16 protein-coding genes are annotated in these 19,614 nt (G+C 70.3%); 6 read left to right on the top strand and 10 right to left on the bottom strand.

All coding sequences use genetic code 11. The features are described 5' to 3' along the window. Positions 1-151 precede the first annotated feature (151 nt). Complete coding sequence (locus tag ACWDNU_RS39775; protein ID WP_449672650.1) at positions 152-1,543, bottom strand: amino acid permease; 1,392 nt, start codon at positions 1,541-1,543, stop codon at positions 152-154. Positions 1,544-1,957: 414 nt separating this feature from the next. Between ACWDNU_RS39775 and ACWDNU_RS39770 the strand changes: the two genes are divergently transcribed. The 6 genes from ACWDNU_RS39770 to ACWDNU_RS39745 all read left to right on the top strand — a co-directional run bounded on the left by ACWDNU_RS39770 (position 1,958) and on the right by ACWDNU_RS39745 (position 11,076). Next, positions 1,958-4,939: an arabinosyltransferase domain-containing protein gene (locus ACWDNU_RS39770; RefSeq protein WP_449672649.1), complete on the top strand. Its 2,982-nt coding sequence runs from the start codon at positions 1,958-1,960 to the stop codon at positions 4,937-4,939. A 138-nt stretch (positions 4,940-5,077) separates the two neighbouring features. Beyond that, on the top strand, positions 5,078-7,117 hold the full coding sequence (locus ACWDNU_RS39765) for an MDR family MFS transporter (RefSeq protein WP_449672648.1): 2,040 nt from the start codon (positions 5,078-5,080) through the stop codon (positions 7,115-7,117). A gap of 154 nt (positions 7,118-7,271) precedes the next feature. Next, on the top strand, positions 7,272-8,819 hold the full coding sequence (locus tag ACWDNU_RS39760) for a hypothetical protein (RefSeq protein ID WP_449672647.1): 1,548 nt from the start codon (positions 7,272-7,274) through the stop codon (positions 8,817-8,819). A gap of 33 nt (positions 8,820-8,852) precedes the next feature. Continuing rightward, positions 8,853-9,794: a non-homologous end-joining DNA ligase gene (ligD, locus tag ACWDNU_RS39755; protein WP_449672646.1), complete on the top strand. Its 942-nt coding sequence runs from the start codon at positions 8,853-8,855 to the stop codon at positions 9,792-9,794. A 77-nt stretch (positions 9,795-9,871) separates the two neighbouring features. After that, the gene (locus tag ACWDNU_RS39750; protein ID WP_449672645.1) at positions 9,872-10,222 is read left to right on the top strand and encodes a hypothetical protein; all 351 of its coding nucleotides are present in this window, start codon (positions 9,872-9,874) and stop codon (positions 10,220-10,222) included. 77 nt (positions 10,223-10,299) lie between these two features. Next, positions 10,300-11,076 carry an SDR family oxidoreductase gene (locus ACWDNU_RS39745; protein WP_449672644.1) on the top strand — a complete coding sequence of 259 codons (777 nt, stop codon included), beginning with the start codon at positions 10,300-10,302 and terminating at the stop codon, positions 11,074-11,076. Here the strand turns inward: ACWDNU_RS39745 and ACWDNU_RS39740 are convergent. The 9 genes from ACWDNU_RS39740 to ACWDNU_RS39700 all read right to left on the bottom strand — a co-directional run bounded on the left by ACWDNU_RS39740 (position 11,073) and on the right by ACWDNU_RS39700 (position 19,556). After that, a complete protein-coding gene (locus tag ACWDNU_RS39740) occupies positions 11,073-11,552 on the bottom strand; it encodes an SRPBCC family protein (protein WP_449672643.1) in 480 nt (159 codons plus the stop codon). The two genes, ACWDNU_RS39745 and ACWDNU_RS39740, sit on opposite strands and share 4 nt — an antisense overlap. A gap of 42 nt (positions 11,553-11,594) precedes the next feature. Continuing rightward, entirely contained in the window at positions 11,595-11,798 is a 204-nt protein-coding gene (locus ACWDNU_RS39735) for a DUF6186 family protein (protein ID WP_344275539.1), read from the bottom strand. After that, the gene (locus ACWDNU_RS39730) at positions 11,795-12,394 is read right to left on the bottom strand and encodes a hypothetical protein (RefSeq protein WP_449672642.1); all 600 of its coding nucleotides are present in this window, start codon (positions 12,392-12,394) and stop codon (positions 11,795-11,797) included. The genes ACWDNU_RS39735 and ACWDNU_RS39730 overlap by 4 nt, the downstream gene beginning before the upstream one ends. A gap of 129 nt (positions 12,395-12,523) precedes the next feature. Then, on the bottom strand, positions 12,524-13,429 hold the full coding sequence (locus tag ACWDNU_RS39725; protein WP_449672641.1) for a cobalamin-binding protein: 906 nt from the start codon (positions 13,427-13,429) through the stop codon (positions 12,524-12,526). Between the two features lie 15 nt (positions 13,430-13,444). Continuing rightward, positions 13,445-14,545, bottom strand: a complete 1,101-nt coding sequence (locus ACWDNU_RS39720) for a serine hydrolase domain-containing protein (RefSeq protein ID WP_449672639.1) — start codon at positions 14,543-14,545, stop codon at positions 13,445-13,447. Between the two features lie 10 nt (positions 14,546-14,555). Beyond that, positions 14,556-16,121: an ABC transporter ATP-binding protein gene (locus ACWDNU_RS39715; RefSeq protein WP_370936924.1), complete on the bottom strand. Its 1,566-nt coding sequence runs from the start codon at positions 16,119-16,121 to the stop codon at positions 14,556-14,558. Continuing rightward, complete coding sequence (locus ACWDNU_RS39710) at positions 16,118-17,014, bottom strand: ABC transporter permease (protein WP_370936925.1); 897 nt, start codon at positions 17,012-17,014, stop codon at positions 16,118-16,120. Before ACWDNU_RS39710 ends, ACWDNU_RS39715 begins: the two co-directional genes overlap by 4 nt. After that, the gene (locus tag ACWDNU_RS39705) at positions 17,011-17,967 is read right to left on the bottom strand and encodes an ABC transporter permease (RefSeq protein ID WP_449672638.1); all 957 of its coding nucleotides are present in this window, start codon (positions 17,965-17,967) and stop codon (positions 17,011-17,013) included. The genes ACWDNU_RS39710 and ACWDNU_RS39705 overlap by 4 nt, the downstream gene beginning before the upstream one ends. After that, entirely contained in the window at positions 17,964-19,556 is a 1,593-nt protein-coding gene (locus ACWDNU_RS39700; protein ID WP_370936926.1) for an ABC transporter substrate-binding protein, read from the bottom strand. The genes ACWDNU_RS39705 and ACWDNU_RS39700 overlap by 4 nt, the downstream gene beginning before the upstream one ends. Between the last annotated feature and the right edge of the window lie 58 nt (positions 19,557-19,614).

Below are 19,614 nucleotides of genomic sequence, written 5' to 3'. Positions count from 1 at the left end.
TTTTGTGTCTTTTTCTTTGGGGGCGGGGGGGTTGTGGTCGCAGGTAACTTATGCCCCGTTTTTAAAACCCCCCCGGCCCCCCCCCCGACGGTATCGGAGGAGCGGCCGGGCCGGTGCCGCGTTCGCGGGGATGGGGGAACGCGGGCTCCGCTCAGGCGCTGGTGCGCGCCTGCCGTTTGCGGGACACGATGCGCCAGCCGAGCGCGAGCACCACGACGATCGCCGGGATCGAGTAGAACGCGATCTTCTCGGCTCCGTCGGAGAATCCCATCAGCACCACGACCAGCACGAGGAATCCGAGCGTGGCCCAGCCGGTGTACGGCGCGCCGGGCATGCGGTAGCTCGGCCGCTCCAGTTCGCCGCGCAACGAGGCCTGGCGCATGCGCATCTGGGAGAACACCAGCGTCGCCCACGTCGCGACCACCCCGAGCGAGGCGATCGCGGTGGCGATGTCGAAGGCCTTCGACGGCACGATGTAGTTCAGCACCACGCCGAGCACGTAAGCCACCGACGTGAAGAGAATTCCGCCGTAGGGCACGTGCCGCGAGTTCATCTTGCCGACGAACTTCGGCGCCTCGCCCTCGTCGGCGAGCGCACGGAGAATGCGGCCGGTGGAGTAGAGGCCCGAGTTGCACGAGGACAGCGCGGCGGTGAGGACGACGGCGTTCATCACGTCGCCGATGCCGCCGATGCCCAGCCGGGAGAAGACCGTGACGAACGGGCTTTCGCCGCCGTTGTAGAACGGCCACGGCATCAGCATCGCCAGCAGCAGCACCGAACCGACGTAGAAGACGCCGATCCGCCACACGACGCCGTTGATCGCCTTCGGCAGCACCTTGCGCGCGTCCTTGGTCTCGCCGGCCGCGATGCCGACGACCTCGATCGCGGAGTAGGCGAACACGACCGCCTGCAGCGTCATCAGCGCGATGCCGACGCCCGCCGGGAAGAACCCGCCGTGGTCGGTCAGGTTGTGCACGCCGGCGGTGGTGCCGCCGATGTTCGCGCCGGTGAACACGAGCCCGAGCGCGGTCACCAGGAACACGATGATCGCGAGGACCTTCACGACGGAGAACCAGAACTCCAGTTCCCCGAACAGCTTCACGCTCAGCAGGTTGACCGCCATCAGCACGCCGAGCGCGATCAGCGCGGTGATCCACTGCGGCACGTCCGGCAGCCACTTGTGCACGTAGATCGCGACCGCGGTGATCTCCGCGATCCCGGTCATCGCCCAGTTCAGCCAGTACATCCAGCCGGACACGAAGCCGGCCCACGGCCCGATGAACTCGCGGGCGTAGGTGACGAAACTGCCGGAGCTGGGCCGGTGCATGACGAGTTCGCCGAGCGCCCGCATCACGAAGTAGGCCGCGATGCCGCACAGCGCGTAGGAAAGGACCAGCGACGGCCCCGCTTCGTGGAGCCGCCCGCCCGCGCCGAGGAAGAGCCCGACCCCGATCGCCCCGCCGATCGCGATCATCTGCACCTGGCGATTGCCCAGTGCTTTCGTGTAGTTGTCGCCCTCTTTGGCGACCACTGTGGATTCCATGGTTGCGTGACGCTAGCGGTACCGCACCGCGTGACGCAGCACACCTAGGCTGGACTTAAGGTGTGCTGCAGATCACCGTGGAGGAACCGGGTAAATCGGGCAGGACCCGTTTGACTTCCGGAAATCGCGCTGGAGCTGCGCGGATGTCCACGATGGACGGTGCGCGCGGAGACTTTCGGGCAGCCGCCGGGGGTATCCAGGGTAGCGGCGGAAGCGGAACGTCCGCCAGGGCGCGGAGGTCGCCGGAACGGGCGAAGCCGACGGCGGGCGGCCGTTCCACAGTGGACGGACGGAACCGGTGCGCGGCGGGGCCGAACGCTCTCCCGGCGCTCGAACCTGAAATTCGCTCGGCAACGCGGTCGGCGTCGAGGCCGCTTCACGGCGGGGAAACCCCGGAACACTAAACTCCGCGCGATGCCGCCCCCAGATTCCGACGCCACCGCACGCGGACGACCCGGCGATCGTTGGCTCATCATCGGCCTCGGGCTCATTTCCGCACTGACCGCGGTGCTGTTCGCCGTGGCGCCGGTGAACACCGAGACAACGACCTACCGCTGGGACGGCGCGCAGGACACCGCGCTGCCGTCGTACCCGTACCACCCGGCCAGAATGGACGCGACCGTCCGATGCGCCGACCCGAACGGGCTGATCCTGGCGACCACTCCGCCGGGAGGCAAACAAGGCGCCGAGCCTCTCGGCGGCGGGCTGGAGATCCGGGCGGTCGACGGCACGGTCAGAGCCGAACTCGGCGGCGCCGAACTGCTCCGCCGGCCGTCCGGCGGCGACTGCCGGCTGACCGTGCACTCGGACGGCCAAGGCACTGCCGTCGGCACCGCCAGGACTGCGAGCCGCCCGGCCGTCACCGGCCTGTACACCGAGCGCCCGGGCATGGCGTCCGCGCAGGTCGAACCCGACACCCGATGGGTCAGCTCGCCGAGCGTGGTGAAGGTCGCGCTCGGCGTGGTCTCGGTGCTCGCGCTGCTCGGCATGATCGTGCTGCTGATCCGGCGCGACCGGCGCGCCGCGCGAAGGGTCCGGCTGTTCCCCCGCCGGGCGTGGGTGCCGCGGCCGTCGGACGTCGTCGTGACCGGGGTGCTCGGAGTCTGGTCCGTCATCGGTGCGCTCACCGTGGACGACGGATACATCTCGACGATGCTGCGCGCTCGGGAGACGAGCGGGTTCACCGGCAATTACTTCCGCTGGTTCAACGCGCCGGAAGCGCCGTGGGGCTGGTACTACGAGCTGTACGCGCTGCTCGGCCGCGTCTCGCCGGCCATGGTGTGGATGCGGCTGCCCTCGGTGCTGCTGGGGCTGGCGTCCTGGTTCCTGATCGACCGGCTGGTGCTGCCGCGCCTGGTCGACCGGCCGGGCCGGTGGACCCGCTGGGCGGCCGCGGCGCTGTTCCTGGCGTGGTACCTGGCCTTCGACGTCGGGCTGCGGCCGGAGCCGTGGATCGTGTTCGGCTCGCTGGCGGTGTTCGCGCTGGTCGAGCGGGCCGTGGCGACCGGTGCGGCGACGCCGGTCGCGGTCGGGCTCGTGGTCGCCGGCGCCACCGCGACGACGAACCCGCTCGGAGTCGCGGCATTCCTGCCGTTCGTCGCCGGAGTGCGCCCCCTTGTCCGACTGGTGCGCAGGGGCGCCGGCCTCCGGGTGCTCGGCGCGATCGCGGTCGTCGCCGGAGCCGCGGGCAGCGCAGTGCTGACGGCGTTCTACGACCAGCCGCTGACCGCCGTCCTGCAGTCGACCGCCGTCCGTCAGCAGATCGGCCCGGATCTGCCGTGGCAGAGCGAAATCACCCGCTACACGACCCTGCTCGACCCGTCGGTGGTCGAGGGTGCGCTGAACCGCCGGGTGCCGGTGCTGCTGATGTTCCTGGCGATGGCGTTGACGGCCGTGCTGCTGATCCGGCGCCGTGCTCCGGGACTGGCCGTCGGGCCTGCCCGCCGGATGGTCGTCGTCAGCGTCCTGTGTCTCGTAGTGCTCGCGTTCACGCCGACGAAGTGGACGCATCACTTCGGCGCGCTGGCCGGATTCGGCACGCTGGTGACCGTGATGCTGGTGCACACCGTCGCGCGCGGAGCGCTGTCCTCGGTGTGGGCGCGGGCGGCGGCGCTGGGCTTGGCCGCGGCGACGACGTGGCTGGCCTGGTCCGCGCCGGACCGGTGGTGGATGCAGTCCGGCTACGACGTCCGCTGGAGCGATTCCGTGCCCTCGGTGAAGGGCGTGCGGCTGGCGGATCTGGTCCTCTGGGCCGGGCTGGCCGTCGCGCTCGGCGGCGTGCTCGCCGGGGCCTGGCTGAGCGCGAAGCGGCGGCCGGAGGCGGGGCGCGCGCCGCGCTGGCTGCCGAGGTCCGGCTGGGCGATCGTCGCGGTGGCCGCCGCGACGGTGGCGGTCGAATTGGCCGGGCAGGCGCAAGCGGTGAAACTGCGGTGGGACACCTACTCCGTCGGCCGGTCGAACCTGGCTTCGCTCGGCCTCGCGCCGGAAGCTGGCAGCGCCGGAAGCTCCTGCGGCGTCGAGGACTGGCTGGACGTCGAGCCGGACGTCGGCGCCGGGGTGCTCCGGCCGTCCGGCCCGGCCGCGGCGCAAGGGTTCGCGATGAACGCCGCGTTCCCGCCGGACTCGGCGCCGCGGACCCCGTACGGCACTGACCAGGCGCACCCGGCGTGGAGTTCCTACCGGTCGCCGTCGAGGACCGGCACGCTCACCACCGGGTGGTACGACCTGCCCGCCGACGCCGGGGCGAAGAATTCGGCTCCGGTCGTGATTTCCCATGCCGGGCAAGGGAAAGTGCAGGTGTCGGCGGAGTTCGCGAAAGCGGACGGGACCGTGCTCGCGGCGGTGAAGGCCAAAGGGGACGGCAGCGGGAAGTGGAGCGACGCGCGGTTCGATCCCCGCTGGCAGGCACCGGGGGCGCGACGGGTCCGGATCGTCGCGCGGGACGCGGACCCCGGTCCGTCCGGCTGGGTCGCGGTCACCGCACCCAGGATTCCGCGACTGGAGCCGCTGACGAAGGAGATCCCCCCGAGCGAGCCGGTGACGTTGGACTGGACCAATGCGTTCGTCGTGCCGTGCCGGACCCCGGCCTCGATGGCGGACGGCATCGTGCAGCCGGTCCGCTACCGGTTCGCCCCCGGTCCGGACGCGCAGTCGCTGGCCAGCGTCGCTTACTCCGCGGACGCCGGCGGGCCGTACGTGCCGTTGTTCGCCGACGCGAAGGCCACCGAAGTCCCGACGTACCTGCGCGGCGACAAACTGCGCGAGCCGGTCGCGGTGTACCGGTTCGACTACCCGGTCGCGATGCGGGGACTGACCGTCGAACACGGCACCCGGCCGACGTCCGGGCTGGCGAAACAGACGGCCGTGCTCGACGCGTCCCAGGGCGGCGGCGGATAGGCAAGAGGTGAAGCGCGCCGGTCCGCCGCGGTCACCGGAACGGGGGACGCTCCGGCCGGGCGGCTATTCCACAGTGGACCGAGGTGCTTACGTGGACGCGCCGGGAGCGGCCCGGCGCGGGCGCGCGAGGAGGAGCCGATGACGGCCACGGCGGAGGAGATCCGGGAAGAACCGGCGCCGGCGGCGCTGTCCCGGCGCAAGATCCACGCGGTGTTCGGCGCGGTCGTGCTCGGCATGCTGCTCGCCGCGCTGGACCAGACCATCGTCGGGACCGCGCTGCCCACCATCGTCGGCGACCTCGGCGGGGCCGGTCACCTGTCCTGGGTCGTCACCGCCTACCTGCTGGCCGAGACGATCATGACGGTCGTCGTCGGCAAGCTGGGCGACCTCTTCGGCCGCAAGCTGATGTTCCAGCTGTCGGTGATCGTGTTCGGCGTGGGCTCGTTCTTCTGCGGGTTCGCCGACAGCATGACCTGGCTGATCATCTGGCGCGCCGTGCAGGGCCTCGGCGGCGGCGGGCTGATGGTCACCTCGACCGCGCTGATCGCCGACGTCGTCCCGCTGCGCGAACGCGGCAAGTACCAGGGCGCGCTCGGTTCGGTGTTCGGCGTCGTCACGGTGGCCGGGCCGATGCTGGGCGGGCTGTTCGTCGACCACCTGTCGTGGCGCTGGGCGTTCTACGTCAACATCCCGCTCGCCGTGGTGGTGCTCGCGGTGGCCGCGTCGGCGATGCCGAGCGTGCGCGCCGCGGTCAAACCGGTGATCGACTACCTCGGCATCCTGCTGATCGGCCTCGCCGCGACCGGGCTGACGCTCGTCACGAGCTGGGGCGGCACCACGTACGCGTGGGGTTCGCCGGTGATCATCGGCATGGCCGCGGGCTCGGTGGTGCTGCTGGGCGCGTTCGTCGCGGTCGAACTGCGCGCGCCCGAGCCGATGCTGCCGATGCGGCTGTTCCGGAATCCGGTGTTCACCGTCGCCGGGATCATGAGCTTCGTCGTCGGGTTCGCGATGCTCGGCGCGCTGTCCTATCTGCCCACCTACATGCAGTACGTGCAGGGCGTCTCGGCGACGACGTCCGGCGTGCGGCTGCTGCCGATGGTGCTCGCGCTGCTGGTCGCCTCGATCCTGTCCGGCACGCTGGTGAGCCGCACCGGGAAGTACAAGATCTACCCGCTCGTCGGGTCCGCGGTGATGACGGTCGGGCTGTATCTGCTGTCGCGGCTCGGCCCGCACACCGGGTTCTGGGAATCCGCGCTCTACATGGCGGTTCTCGGGCTCGGGATCGGGTTGGGCATGCAGGTGCTGACCATCGCGGTGCAGAACACGGTGGACTACAAGGATCTCGGCGTCGCGACGTCCGGGGTGACCTTCCTGCGTTCGATCGGCAGTTCGTTCGGCGCGGCCATTTTCGGCACCATTTACGCGAATCAGCTCGGCCCGAATCTCGCCAGGGCGCTCGCGGAACATCCGCTTCCGCCGGGCGTCGACCCGAAAGCCGTGCAGGTTCCGCTGGCGCTGCACCATTTGCCCGCGACGATTTCGGAACCGGTGATTACCGCGTACGCGGATTCGCTGCACGTCGTGTTCCTTTATGCCGCGCCAGTCGGGTTGGTCGCCTTCGTGCTCGCGTTCTTCCTCAAGGAAATGCCGTTGCGGGACACCGCCCGCGCCGCCGCGCCGGACCTCGGCGACGGATTCGCGATGCCCGAAGCGCACGAACACGACCGGGAACTGGAACGGGCGATCGCGACCTTGCTGTTCCGGGAACGCCGGAAGGCCGCGCCCGCGATCGTCGCGCGGGCCGGTTCGGAGCTGGATGTCGGCGGCCTGTGGTGCGTTCTCCAGGTCCGGCTCCGGCAGCGCGCCGGGCGGCCGGCGACGCTCGAAGCGATCGGCGAGGACCACGGCGTCCCGGCACAGGTGCTCGAACCGGCGTTCGCGCGGCTGGAACTGACCGGACACCTCGACTACGCGCGGGACAGCTGGTCGCTCACCGAATCCGGCGCCCGCGAATGGGACAAGCTCGTCCGCGCGTGGCACGACTGGATCGCCGAGCGCCTCGGCGACTGGGGCGCGGGCGACCGGTCCGAACTGGACGCCGCGATCACCCGCGTGGCGACCCGGATCCTCGACCAGGGCGCGGACCGCGCCGGCGGGCGGCACGCACTGGCGTGAAATCGCGGGAAATTCGCCCGTGCGGCGGGAAACCGTTGCGAAACCGGTACCGCCGGTGCAGCGGGTGCGGAGGCGCCGACGTTTCGGACAGCCCGTTAGCATCTGCCTGTCAGACACCCTCTACTGTTCCGGGATCATGTCGGTGGATGAATCTGTGCTCACGACTTCGGACGACTCGAACAGCGCGGAAAGCGCGCGCGTTCCCGTCCGGTCCCGCCTCGCCGCGTGGCTGCCGCTGGCCGCCGCGGTGCTCGGCCTGCTCTCGTTCCTGCTCGTGCGCGGGAGCCTCACCGACGACGGGTACATCACCCTGTCGTACGCGAAGAATCTCGCGTTGCACGGAGAATGGGCGCTCGTTCCCGGTTCGGTCGCGAACTCCGCGACGTCGCCGCTCGACGTCCTGCTGCTCGGGTTCCTGACCTTCGTCACCCGGATCAGCGGCTCCGCGCACCCGGTGCTGGCGCTCGGCGCGCTCACCGTGCTGAGCAGCGCCGCGATCGGCTGGGCGTGGGCGCGGCTGACCCGCCGCTTCGGCCTGTCGCCGTGGGTCGGCGTGCTGGGCCTGCTGCTGGTGATCGCGAACCCGTTCCTGCTGTCGGCCACTGGCCTCGAGGTGCTGCTCGTCCCGACTGTCCTGCTGTGGCTCGTCGTGGCCGCGCTGGAAAAGCGCCCGGTGCTGTTCGGCGCGGTCGCCGCGCTGACCGTGTTGACCCGCCTCGACCTGGTCGTGTTCGTCCTCGTGATCGCCTTCTCCACCGCGGCGATCCGGAAGAAGTTCTGGACCGCGGTCGCCACGGCGATCGTCGTGTCCGCGCCGTGGTTCCTCACGAGCTGGTTCGCGCTCGGTTCGTTCATCCCGGACACGCTGGTGATCAAGCAGGACCAGGAAGGCCTCTTCGGCGCCTGGGGCTACTTCAGCGGCCCGATGATGTACTTCCTGTACGTGCCGTTCACCGTGATGGTCGCCTTCGCCTCGGCGCTCGTCGGCGTGACGGTGCTGCTCGGCTGGCTGGCCCTGCGCTTCGCACGCCGCTGGGACGACTTCCCGCAGCTGGCCCCGGTCGTCGCGCTCGGCGCGGGCGGCGTTGTCTACTACATCGTCTACTCGACGCTCGGCGTCGGCCCGTACCACTGGTACTACGTCACCCCGATCGTCAGCACGGCTTCGTTCGCGGTCCTGATGATCGGCGTCTGGCACGCCGAGACGAAGAAGCGGCCGAAGCTGAACCGCGTGCCGCCGCTCGTCGCGCTCGGGCTCGGCGGCGCGGTCGCGCTCGCCAACGTGGGCGTGGACCTCGCGCAGGGCGTGCCCTGGCAGTCGCCGGTCATTTTCGGCAACTGGGCGAGTTCGACCGACTACGCGCGGGTCGGCAAGGAACTCGGCACGCGGCTGCAAGGCAAGTCAGTGGCCGGGCCGGGGGAGATCGGCACGCTGGCCTACTACTGCGACTGCCAGATCCTCGACGTGTTCTCCGACCGCAGCCAGGTCACGAAGATCGTGAACAAGCGGCTCGCCGAGGATGGCTTCTTCAGCAAAACGATCCTCCGGATCAACTACCACTGGTTCCACCGGCTGCCGCTGCGCAAGCCGGACTACCGGCTGCTCTACGACAAGGGCCCGGGCAACGGTCCGGACCAGTGGACGGTCTATTCCGCGGCCAAGGGCGTCGGGCATTTCACCCTCGTGCCGTTCGACCGCTGACGCACCGGCCGATTTCCGGATACGGTCGGTTCCATGGCGAAGGGCGAGGCCGTCGAGCTCGAGGTGGGGGACCGGACGGTCCGGGTGTCCAACCCGGACCGGGTCTACTTCCCGGCGCGCGGCGAGACGAAGCTCGATCTCGTCCGCTACTACCTGTCGGTCGGCGACGGGATCGTGCGCGCCCTGCGGGAGCGGCCGTGCATGCTGCACCGGTTCCCGTCCGGGGTGACCGGGGAGAAGGTGCACCAGAAGCGGGTGCCGAACGGCGCGCCGCCGTGGCTGGAGACCGTGCGGGTGCAGTTTCCGCGCTACCACCGGCACGCGGACGAGCTGTGCGTGACCGAGCTGGCGCACGTGGCGTGGGCGGTGCAGATGTCTACTGTGGAGTTTCATCCGTGGAATTCCCGGCGCGCGGACACCGAACGGCCGGACGAATGGCGGATCGACCTCGACCCGATGCCGGAATGCGGGTTCGAGACGGTGCGCCGGGTCGCGCACGTCGCCGAGGAAATCCTCGACGAGCTGAACATCCGCGGCTGGCCGAAGACGTCCGGCGGCAGCGGGATGCACATCTACGTCCGGATCGAGCCGCGCTGGGGATTCGCGGACGTCCGCCGGGCGGCGCTCGCGTTCGCCCGCGAGGTCGAGCGGCGGGCTCCGGACGAGGTCACCACCACCTGGTGGCGCAAGGACCGCGATCCGAAGAAGCTGTTCGTGGACTACAACCAGAACGCCCGCGACCACACGATCGCCAGCGCCTATTCGGTGCGCGGCGTGCCCGAGGCGCTGGTGTCCACGCCGATCCGCTGGGACGAGGTCGACGACGTCGACCCGCACGACTGCACGATCGCGACCGTGCCCGCGCGCTTCGCCGAAATGGGCGACCTGCACGCGGGCATCGACGACGTGGCGTATTCGCTCGAGCCGTTGCTGGAGTGGGCCGACCGGGACGGGTTGGAGGCGGAGGACTCCTGAGCGAAGTCATTCGGGCGCCTGGCGTCATGGGGGAGCCCCCGCCGCGTCTCCCCGGGGACGGAGCGGAGGAGAGCACGATGGAGAGTGCCGGGCAGAACGATCCGCTTGCCGTGCTTTATCGCTTGCACCACCAGTTGCGGGTGCTGTCGCCGGTGCTGACCGTCGCGCCGGGGCGGCCGGAAACGAAAGCCATGCTGGACGGGCTCGCCGAGACCGTTTCCGAAGCCGCGGGCCTGCTCGCGACCGCGGAACCGGCCGCGCTGGCCGCGTTGCGGCAGGCGTTCGACCACGCCGGGGCGGGCCGGATCAACGAGGCGACGTCGGAGCTGATCACCGCGTACGGACGGCTGTCGGTGCTGCTGCGGAAGGACCAGCCGCGCCGGGACAGCGCGAACGAGCCGACTGTGCGGTGGCGCTCGAAGTTTTGACTCCCGTAGCGCCCGGCATGCCAGGATGGCGGGCGAGAGCCGGCTGAGCCCGGGCGGTGCGGCAGCGGGAGGACCACGTGGCCGAGCAGATCCTCGTCACCGGCGGGACCGGACAACTGGGCCGGGTGGTCGTGGAACGGCTCCGGGCCGCGGAGGTGCCGGTGCGGGCGCTGAGCCGGCGGCGACGGTCCAGCGAAGGCGTCGAATGGACGGCCGGTGACCTGCGCAATGGGCGGGGCATCGACGTCGCGGTCGCCGGGGTGAACACTGTGATCCATTGCGCGACGGACTACCGCCACGAGGTCGAGACGGTGCGCACGCTCGTGGAGGCCGCGAGGTGGAGCGGGCAGGCGCCGCATCTGGTGTACGTCTCGATCGTCGGCGTCGACAAGATCCCGATGGGCTACTACCAGGCGAAACTGGCCGCCGAGAAGGTGATCGCGGATTCCGGGATGCCGCACACGATCCTGCGGGCGACGCAGTTCCACTCTCTGGTGCGGACGATCCTCGCCGGCGCCGCGCGGCTGCCGGTCGTGCCGGTGCCGAAATTCCGGTTCCAGCCCGTCGACGTGCGCGACGTCGCGGCCCGGCTGGTCGCGCTGGCGCAGGGCGAACCGCGGGGCCGCGTCGCGGATTTCGGCGGACCGGAAGTGCGGACGACGGCGGATCTGGCGCGTGCCCTGCTCGCCGCGTCCGGGAAGGACAAACGGCTCGTTTCGGTGCCCGTGCCGGGGCGGATCGGCCGGGGCTACGCGACTGGCGCGAATCTGGCGCCGAAGCACGCCGACGGCGTGGTCACCTTCGAGCAGTATCTGGCGGAGCAGGGCAAGCCGACCGCGTTGCGGTACCGCTAGCCGGCGGCGCGACGGCGGACGGTGCGCTCCAGAATGCCGAGGGTCGCCTTGAGCGCGGACTCGGGGACGACCGGGAACGTGAGGCGCTCCTTCCACTCCTCGGAGAGCTCCGACCAGTCGTAATAGGACGTGACGCGGGTGCCGTCGTCGACAGGTTCGAGCCGGTAGCCGTAGATGTGGCGGACGTGCGGGCGGAGGCTGCCCTCGACGGTCCAGGCGATCTCCTCGTCGGGGACGAGTTTCGTGATGACGACCTCGACGTCGTACTTGCCGATGGGCCGGTCGCCGAGCGCTTCCCGGTCCATGTGGACCACGAACCGGTCTCCGGCCTGGGTGACCGGTTCGCCTTCGGCGTCCATGAGCATTCCGGAGGCGTCGATGTCGACGTGGCCCTGCGGGTCGGCGAGAACCGCGAAGACGGCGCTGGCAGGGGCGGGTATGAGCCGCGAGACCTCAAGGCGTTCGGTAGTGGTCATGTCATCGACTATAGCAAAAATAATCGATGATTTGCTCCGGGGTTAGCTTTGCACGAAGAAGTGCCAGCCGACCCACCACCAGGCCAGCACGAGCGCGATGCGGGTCGACCTCTTGCGCATCAGCGCGGAGAGCACACGCGTCAGCGGCGGGATCTTCTTGGGGAACAGATGGCTGCCCAGCCACAGCAGGATCGCGGCGGCCACGATCGCGCCGAAGCCGATTTCGGTGATCAGCCTGCTGCTCATGCCGTTCTCCTCGCCGCGGCGGCCGCGCGCAGCATCGCCAGCCCGGCGGCGACCCAGACGCCGAGCGCGAGCGCTTGGACGACGCGGTTGTCGAGCATCGGGTCGACGAGGTCGCTCATCGTCGGATGCGTGAGCGAGAGTCCGCCCGCGGCTTGTTCGTAGATGAAGGAGACTAGTTCCCAGAGGCACCAGGAGATCGCCAGCGCGACCCACAGCCAGCCTCGGCGCGGGACCGGTTGCGGCGGGAGCGAGGGGTCCCGCCATTCGACGACCAGCGCGCCGATGCCGATCGCGGAGATGGTGAGGAACATCGGGACGGTCTGGCGGCCGAAGACCAGTGCCACCAGTGCGACGGCGGCGATCAGCGAAGTGCCGGGGAGCCGGGTGGACGGGGCGAGGAGAGCGTCGGCGGTGCTGTGGCGTTCGGTGAAGAGCAGGAGGATCGCGGCGGCGAAGAAGATGACGCCGTCGGCGGGAGCGCCGCGGATCCAGTGGGCGAGGGACGCGATGAGGAGGGCGGCGATCGGGAGATCGACGGCCAGCCGGTGCGCGGGGTAGTCCGCCGCGTGCCGTTCGGATGAGCTCAAGCGACGCACCCCGTTTCATGCCGGTCCTGCTTGGAGGACAACACGAAAGGGGTCCGTTGGCTTCCCGTGCGGGCGATCTTTTCGGGGGAAGGGGCGGATTTGAGGGGGAGCGGCGGACGGGAGTCGCGGGCGAAAGCGTCAGATCGGGCGGGCTTCGTCAGCGCTGACTGGTGGATCAGCGGGGACGTCGTGGAGCACGGTCGCGAGGATCTCCGCGCCGCGCACTGCTCGGGGACCGGGGCGGTTGAAGTAGGACGGGCCGTCGAGGAGCCAGACCCGGTCGTTCCGGACGGCGGGCAGGCCGGTCCAGCCTGGCCGCGAGGTGAGGACGTCCAGTTCGGCCTCGGTGCGGTCCGGGGAGAAGCCGCAGGGGAGGACGAGCAGGACGTCCGGGCGGGCGGCGACCACAGCGTCCCACGTCATCGGCTTGGTGTGCTCGCCCGGTTCGGCGAGCAGCGGCGTGCCGCCCGCGGCGGTGATCTGCTCGGGAACCCAGTGCCCGGCGGGCCAGAGCGGGTCGAGCCATTCCAGTGCGACCACCCGCGGCCGCGGGAGTCCGGCGACCCGGGCCCGCACGGCGGCGAGCCGGGAGCGGAGTTCGGCTGCGCGGGCCGCAGCGACGTCTGGGACGCCCAGCGCGTCGCCGAGGATGGTCAGGCAGTCGAGGACTTCGTCCAGAGTGCGCGGTTCGAGGCTGAGCACGCGCGGTCCGGCGTCGAGCATCCTGACCGCCGCTGCGACGCGGGTGTAGGACACCGCGCAGACCTCGCACAGGTCTTGCGTGAGCACGAGGTCTGGCGCGAGGGCGGCCAACTGCTCCAGGTCGACGGAGTAGAGCGACGATCCTTGATGCGACGCGTCGACGGCGGTGGAGATTTCGCGGCTGGTCAGGGTGTCGGAGTCGAGGTCCGCGGCGGTCACCACCGGTACGGAGGCGACGTCGGCGGGCCAGTCGCATTCGTGGGTGCGGCCGACCAGGTCGCCCGTCTTGCCGAGGACAGCGACCAGGTCGGTGGCGGCGGGCAGCAGGGACACGATCCGCATGTGTCCCACGGTAGGTCAGGCGGCCTCGTGCAGCGCCGCCAGCAGCGAGGAAGCCCGGTGGTCGACATCCTCGGCCTGGAGTTCGTTTGTCACGAAGGAGAACGACAGGCCCCGGGCCGGCCACGCGCCGTGGCGGCCGCCTCCCGCACCGGAGTGGCCGAAGGCGGCGGGATCGGCGTCGGCGGGGCCGTAGGTGCCGATCGGGTCGGCCAGTTCGAAGCCGAGGCCGAAGCGCAGCGGGCGGTCGTTGATCGCGTCGATGCCCTCGGACCAGGTACGCGTCGCCTGGGCGAGGATGTCGTCCGGAACGAGTTTGCCGGAGCGCAGCAGGTCGTACAGGCGGGCCATCGCGGTGGCGGTGCCGACTGCGCCGCCTGCCGCCAGCGTCGCGCCGCGGTACTCCGGCGAGTTCATCGAGTCGCCGGAGTCGAGCAGGCCGCGGTACATCCGTTCGACGATCCGGCGGCGTTCCTCGTCCTGGAGGAAGGTGCTGATCCGGTAGCCGGGCGCGCGTCGCAGGGTCGCGACCGGGACGGTGGGCGGGGTGCCGAGCCGCAGGTCGAGGCCGTGCGGCTCGGCGAGGAAATCGCGGACGAGGGTGCCCAGATCCTCGCCGGTGACGCGCCGGGCCAGCTCGGTGGCGAGGTAGCCGTAGGTGAGCGCGTGGTACGCGACCTTCGTACCGGGAGTCCACAATGGACGCTGGACGGCCAGGGCATCGGCGTTCACCGCGTTGTCCAGCATGGGCAGGTCGGGCTCGACGTAGGGCAGGCCGACGGTGTGCGACAGGACCTGCGAGACGGGCACCTCCTCCTTGCCTGCCATGGAGAACTCGGGCCAGTAGCGGGCGACGCGTTCGTCCGGGTCGAGTTTTCCCCGCGCGGTCAGGATCGCCAGGACGGTCGCGACCACGCCTTTCGTGCCGCTGAACAGCACGGCGCGGGTGTCTTCGGTCCACGGCACGCCGTCCGCCGCCGAGCCGCCCCACAGCTCCACTACCGGCGCGCCGTTGCGGAACACGCTGAACGCGGCTCCGCCGGTGGTCGCTTCGATGATGTCGCCGAACGCTTCCCGCACGCCCTCATAGCCGGGCTTTACCGCTCCGTGCACAGTCATGACCGGCTCCTCACAGCCTCGGCGTCGTAGCGAGAAGTTCGCTGGTGTACTCGTGTGACGGGGAGCTCAGCACCGATTCGACGGTGCCTTCCTCGACGATCTCGCCGCCGCGCAGGACCGCGATCCGGTCCGCCACCTCCGGGGCGAGGGCGATGTTGTGCGTCACGAACAGCATCGCCATGCCGAGTTCCCGGCGCAGTTCGCCGAGCAGCTCCACGATGGTGGCCTGCACGGACACGTCCAACGCCGACGTGACCTCGTCGCACACGAGGACGTCCGGCGTGGTGACGAGCGCGCGGGCGATCGCGGCGCGTTGCCGTTCGCCGCCGCTGAGCTGGTCGGGCAGCCGGTTCGCGAGGTCTTGCCGAAGGCGGACCCGATCCAACGTCTCGGCGACGCGCTTCCGCCGCTCGGTGCGGGAGAGAGAAGTCAAGCGCACCAACGGAACCTCGATCGACTGCGCGATCGTCTTGCGCGGGTTCAGCGACGAGAACGGGCTCTGGAAAACGTACTGGATCCGCCGGAGCTCATCAGTGCTGCGCTGCCGGGCGGCTGGGGCCAGCGGAGTGCCTTCGAGCGCGACGGTGCCGGTGAAACCCCGATTCAGTCCGGCGATGCACTGCGACAGCGTGGTTTTCCCGGAGCCGGATTCGCCGAGCAGCATCACGCTTTCCCCGCGCGTCACGGCGAGATCGATGCCGCGCAACACCTTCTGCTGCCCGTAGGCCAACCGGATGTCGCGCGCGGCGAGCACGGCGTCGTCCGGCGGGGGAGCAGCGGCGGGTTCTGCACCAAGGTCTGGCACCGCTGCGAGAAGCCGCTTCGTGTACGCGTGTTTCGGCCGCCGCAGCACTTCCTCGGCGACGCCGCATTCGACCAGATCTCCCTGGTACATCACGGCAACGCGGTCGGCAAGCTGCGCCACCACGGCGAGGTCGTGCGTGATGTAGAGCGCCGCGACTCCGTGTTCGGAGGTCAACTGCCGGACGGTTTCCAGCACCAGCGCCTGGGTCTTCACATCGAGCCCGGTGGTCGGTTCGTCCAGCACCACGACGCTCGGGCGGCAGGCGAAAGCCATCGCGATGCCGACCCGCTGCTGTTGCCCGCCGGACAGCTGATGCGGGTATCGCCGCTGGTAGGCCTCGTCGGACGGCAGCCCGACCTCGGCGAGCACCTCGGCCACCCGCTCGTCCGCGGAACCCGGATACCCGTGCGTTTCCAGCACTTCGGCGATCTGCCGGCCGACCCGCAGCGCGGGGTTGAGCGACAACGCCGGGTCCTGCGGGATGTACGCGACGGCGCTGCCCCGCAGCTGGCGGCGCGCGGCGTCGTCGAGCGTCAGGACGTCAACGGGTTCGCCGTCGCGCGGATGGAGCACCACCTTGCCGCCGCCGGACACCAGCCCGCGCCGGAAATGGCCGAGCGCGGCCAATCCGGCGGTCGTCTTGCCGGAGCCGGATTCGCCGACGAGCGCGAGGACCTCGCCGGGCGCGATCTCGTAGGACACCGAATGCAGCACCGGACGGCCCGCGGTCGTGCGCACGGCCAGTCCGGTCACCTCCAGAGCGGTCGTCATGCCCGTCCCTCCCGGGTCCGCCCGGCCGCGGCCGAGGCGAGCGAGTCGGCGACGAGGTTCGTGCCGACGGCCAGCACCGCGATCGCGGCCACCGGGAGCAGCACGCCCCACGGCTGCACGACGAGCGCGATCCGGTTCTCGTTGATCATCAGGCCCCAGTCCGCGGTCGGCGGCTGGATGCCGAGCCCCAGGAACGACAGCGAGGCGATGTAGCCGATCGAGTAGGTCAGCCGCAGGCCCAGCTCCACCATCAGCGGGCCGGTGATGTTCGGCAGGATCTCGCGCAGCAGGATCCGGCTGCGCGGGACCGCGTACATCTCGGCGGCGCGGATGTAGTCGTGATTGCGGACCGAGACGGTGGCCTGGCGGGCGACCCGTGCGGTCCGCGGTGCGTGCGTCAGCCCGATGACCAGCACCAGCAACCAGCCCTTCGGGCCGATGACTGCGATCGCCAGCAACGCGATGACGAGCTGCGGAAACGACAGCAGCACGTCGTTGCCGCGCATCAGCAGGCTGTCCAGCCAGCCGCCGCCGTATCCGGCGATCATGCCGAGCAGCGCGCCCAGCACGATGCCGAGTGCGGTGGCGAGGACGGCGTACAGCAGCAGCGTGGTGCCGCCCGCGAGGAAGCGGGTGAGGACGTCGCGGCCCAGGCCGTCGGTGCCCATCAGACCGTCGGGCTTGAACGGTTTCCCGGCGAAGTCGGTGGTGGTGTGGCCGGTGATGATCGGCCCGAGCCACGGGCCGAGCAACGCCACGAGAACGACGACTCCGGCCAGTACGGTGCCGACTTTGGCCTGCGGGAACGCCCACGCGGTGCGGATCAGCCCGGCCGCGCGCGGCGGCGTTTCGGGGACGGCGGGGACCACCTGTTCTTCTTCGACCGCGGTCATCGCACTGCCTCCGTCCGGAGCTTGGGATCGGCGAGGATGCCGATCACGTCGGCCAGCAGGTTCACCACGATGTAAACCGCGGCGATCAGCAGCGTCACCGCCTGGACCACGGCGACGTCGCGTTTGCCGACCGCGTCGATCAGCGCCTGGCCGATGCCGGGGTAGCGGAACAGGAATTCGACCACCACGACGCCGCCGGCCAGCCACGCCAGCTGGATCGCGACGACCTGCGCGACCGGGCCGACCGCGTGCGGCAAGGCGTGCCGCAGCAGCACCGTCCGCTCGCGCATTCCCTTGAGCCGGGCCATTTCCACGTAGCCGGAGTCGAGGACTTCGTTCATCGTCGCGCGCATCATCCGCGTGATGTACGGCGTCACAACGAGCACGAGAGTGAGCACTGGCAGGACAAGCTGGCTGGGTTGGGCCCATACCGCTTCGCCTGGTGGCGTGAGCGTGACTGACGGCAGAAAGCGGAACACTGTGGTCGCGAAGAGAACGATGAGCGCCACGCCGATGACGAACTCCGGCAGCGCGGCGATCACCAGGCTGATTCCGGACACCACCTGGTCGCTGGCGCGGCCGCGGCGCATCGCGCTCCACGTGCCGAGCGCGAGCCCGAGCGGGGTGGCGATCACCGCGGCGAGCACGAGCAGCACCAGCGAGGCCGACACCCGGTCCGCCAGCAGCGTCGTGACCGGGCCCTGGGTCGAGGTCGAAGTGCCGAGATCGCCGGTGAACAGACCGCCGAGCCAGGAGAGGTAGCGCTGCCAGACCGGTTCGTCGAGGTGCAGCGTGTGCTGCAGCGCGGCGATCCGCTCCGGAGTCGCCTGCTGGCCGAGGATGGCCCGGGCCGGATCGCCCGGCAGCAGCAGCGTCGCGACGAACACCAGCAGGGTGACCAGCCACAGCACCACGAGGCTCACGAGAAGCCGTTTGAGGATCAGCCTGGTCATGCCGCACCTCCTTCCGCCGTGCCGAGCCAGACCTGCCGGAACTGGTAGCCCGACAGCGAGATCCCGGTGCGGTCCGGCACGAAACCGGCCACATAGGACTGATAGGCGTCGACCTGGTCGACGAAGCCCCACACGATCAGGCCGCCGCGTTCGTACTCGATTTGCTGCGCCTTTTGAAGCAGCCCAGTGCGCGCTTTCGGATCCACGGTGGCACTCGCCCGCGTGACGAGGTCGGTGAATTCCGGGTCGTTCCAATGGGTTTCGTTGTATGGCGCTTTCGGCAGCGAGCCGGACGCGACCTGCGGCAGGTAGTTGCGCGTGTACCAGAAGTCCTGCGCGAAATCCCAGGACAGGTAGTTCTCGCCGTAGAACGTGGTGGTGTCGATCTTCCGGATCCGCACGTTCACGCCCGCGGCCTTGGCCTGCTGCTGGAACACCTGCGCGGCCTCGACCGCACCGGCCTGGATCGGCGCGGTGACCAGTTCGATGTCGAGGTTCGGCTTGCCCGCTTCGGCGAGCAGCCGTTTCGCCTCGGCGATGTTCTGCTTCCGTTGCGGCAGCTGCCGGTTGTACGCGGGGTCGAAGGGCGCGTACAGGTCGTTGCCGACCCGGCCCTGCCCGCTGAGCACCTGGTTGATCATCTGCTCGCGGTCGACCACCAGGCGCAGCGCCTGGCGCACGCGGACATCGTTGAACGGCGGGCGGTCGACCCGCATGGTGAACGGCAGCCACGTCCCGGTTTCCGACCGCAGCACCTGGACGCGCGGGTCGCTGCGGAGCACGTCCACGAGCGCCACGGGAACCTGGTCGATGGCGTCCACTTGGGACGAGAGGAGGGCGTTGATCCGGGCGTCGTCGTCGGAGAAGTTGATGAGCGACAACCGGTCGAGATACGGCTCGCCCGGCCGCCAGTAGTGCTCGTTGCGCACGAAGGTGCTCTGCAGGCCCGCGGTGAACGTGTCGGCCTTGAACGGTCCGGTGCCGATTGGCCGCTTGACGTCGAAGTCGGCCGGGACGATGCCGAGGCTGTACTGGCCGAGCAGGTCGTCGAAGCCGGAATTCGGTGAGGTGAGGCGGAATTCGACGGTGCGGTCGCCGGTGGCGACGACCTCGCCGAGCATGGTCAGCCCGGCCGCGCCGCTCTTCGGGTCCTTCGGGTCGGTGATCCGGCGGAAGGTCGCGACGACGTCGGCCGGGGTCACCGGGCGGCCGTCGTGGAAGCGGATGCCGGAGCGGAGCACGGCGGTCCAGGTGCGCGCGTCCGGCGAGGACTTCAGCGATTCGGCGACCAGCATCTGGAGCCGGTAGTCGTGATCGCGCAGCAGGAGCGGCTCGTAGAGGTTGAGGACCCGCGCGATGTCCGGGTTGGTGGCCGGGATGTGCGGGTCGAGCGTGTCGGACGCGCCTCCGCCGGTGACGCCGACGCGGAGGGTGCCGCCTCGTTTGGGCGGCCCGGAGGGGACGGCTGCGGCGACGGTGGAGCCGCAGGCGGCCAGCAGGGGAGCGGTGCCGGCGAGCGTGGCGCCGGCGAGCGCGGCGGTGAGGAATCGGCGGCGGGAAACGTCGGTCGGTTTACATCGGGCTTCCATGGGTGACTTTCGAGCGGGTGTCGTGAGTGGCAATCCCGGTTAGCACCGGGATTGCCAC

It is taken from the genome of Amycolatopsis sp. NPDC003676 (genome assembly GCF_053587275.1).
The sequence above is the reverse complement of the archived record's forward strand: the minus strand, read 5'-3'. Positions and strand labels throughout refer to the sequence as shown.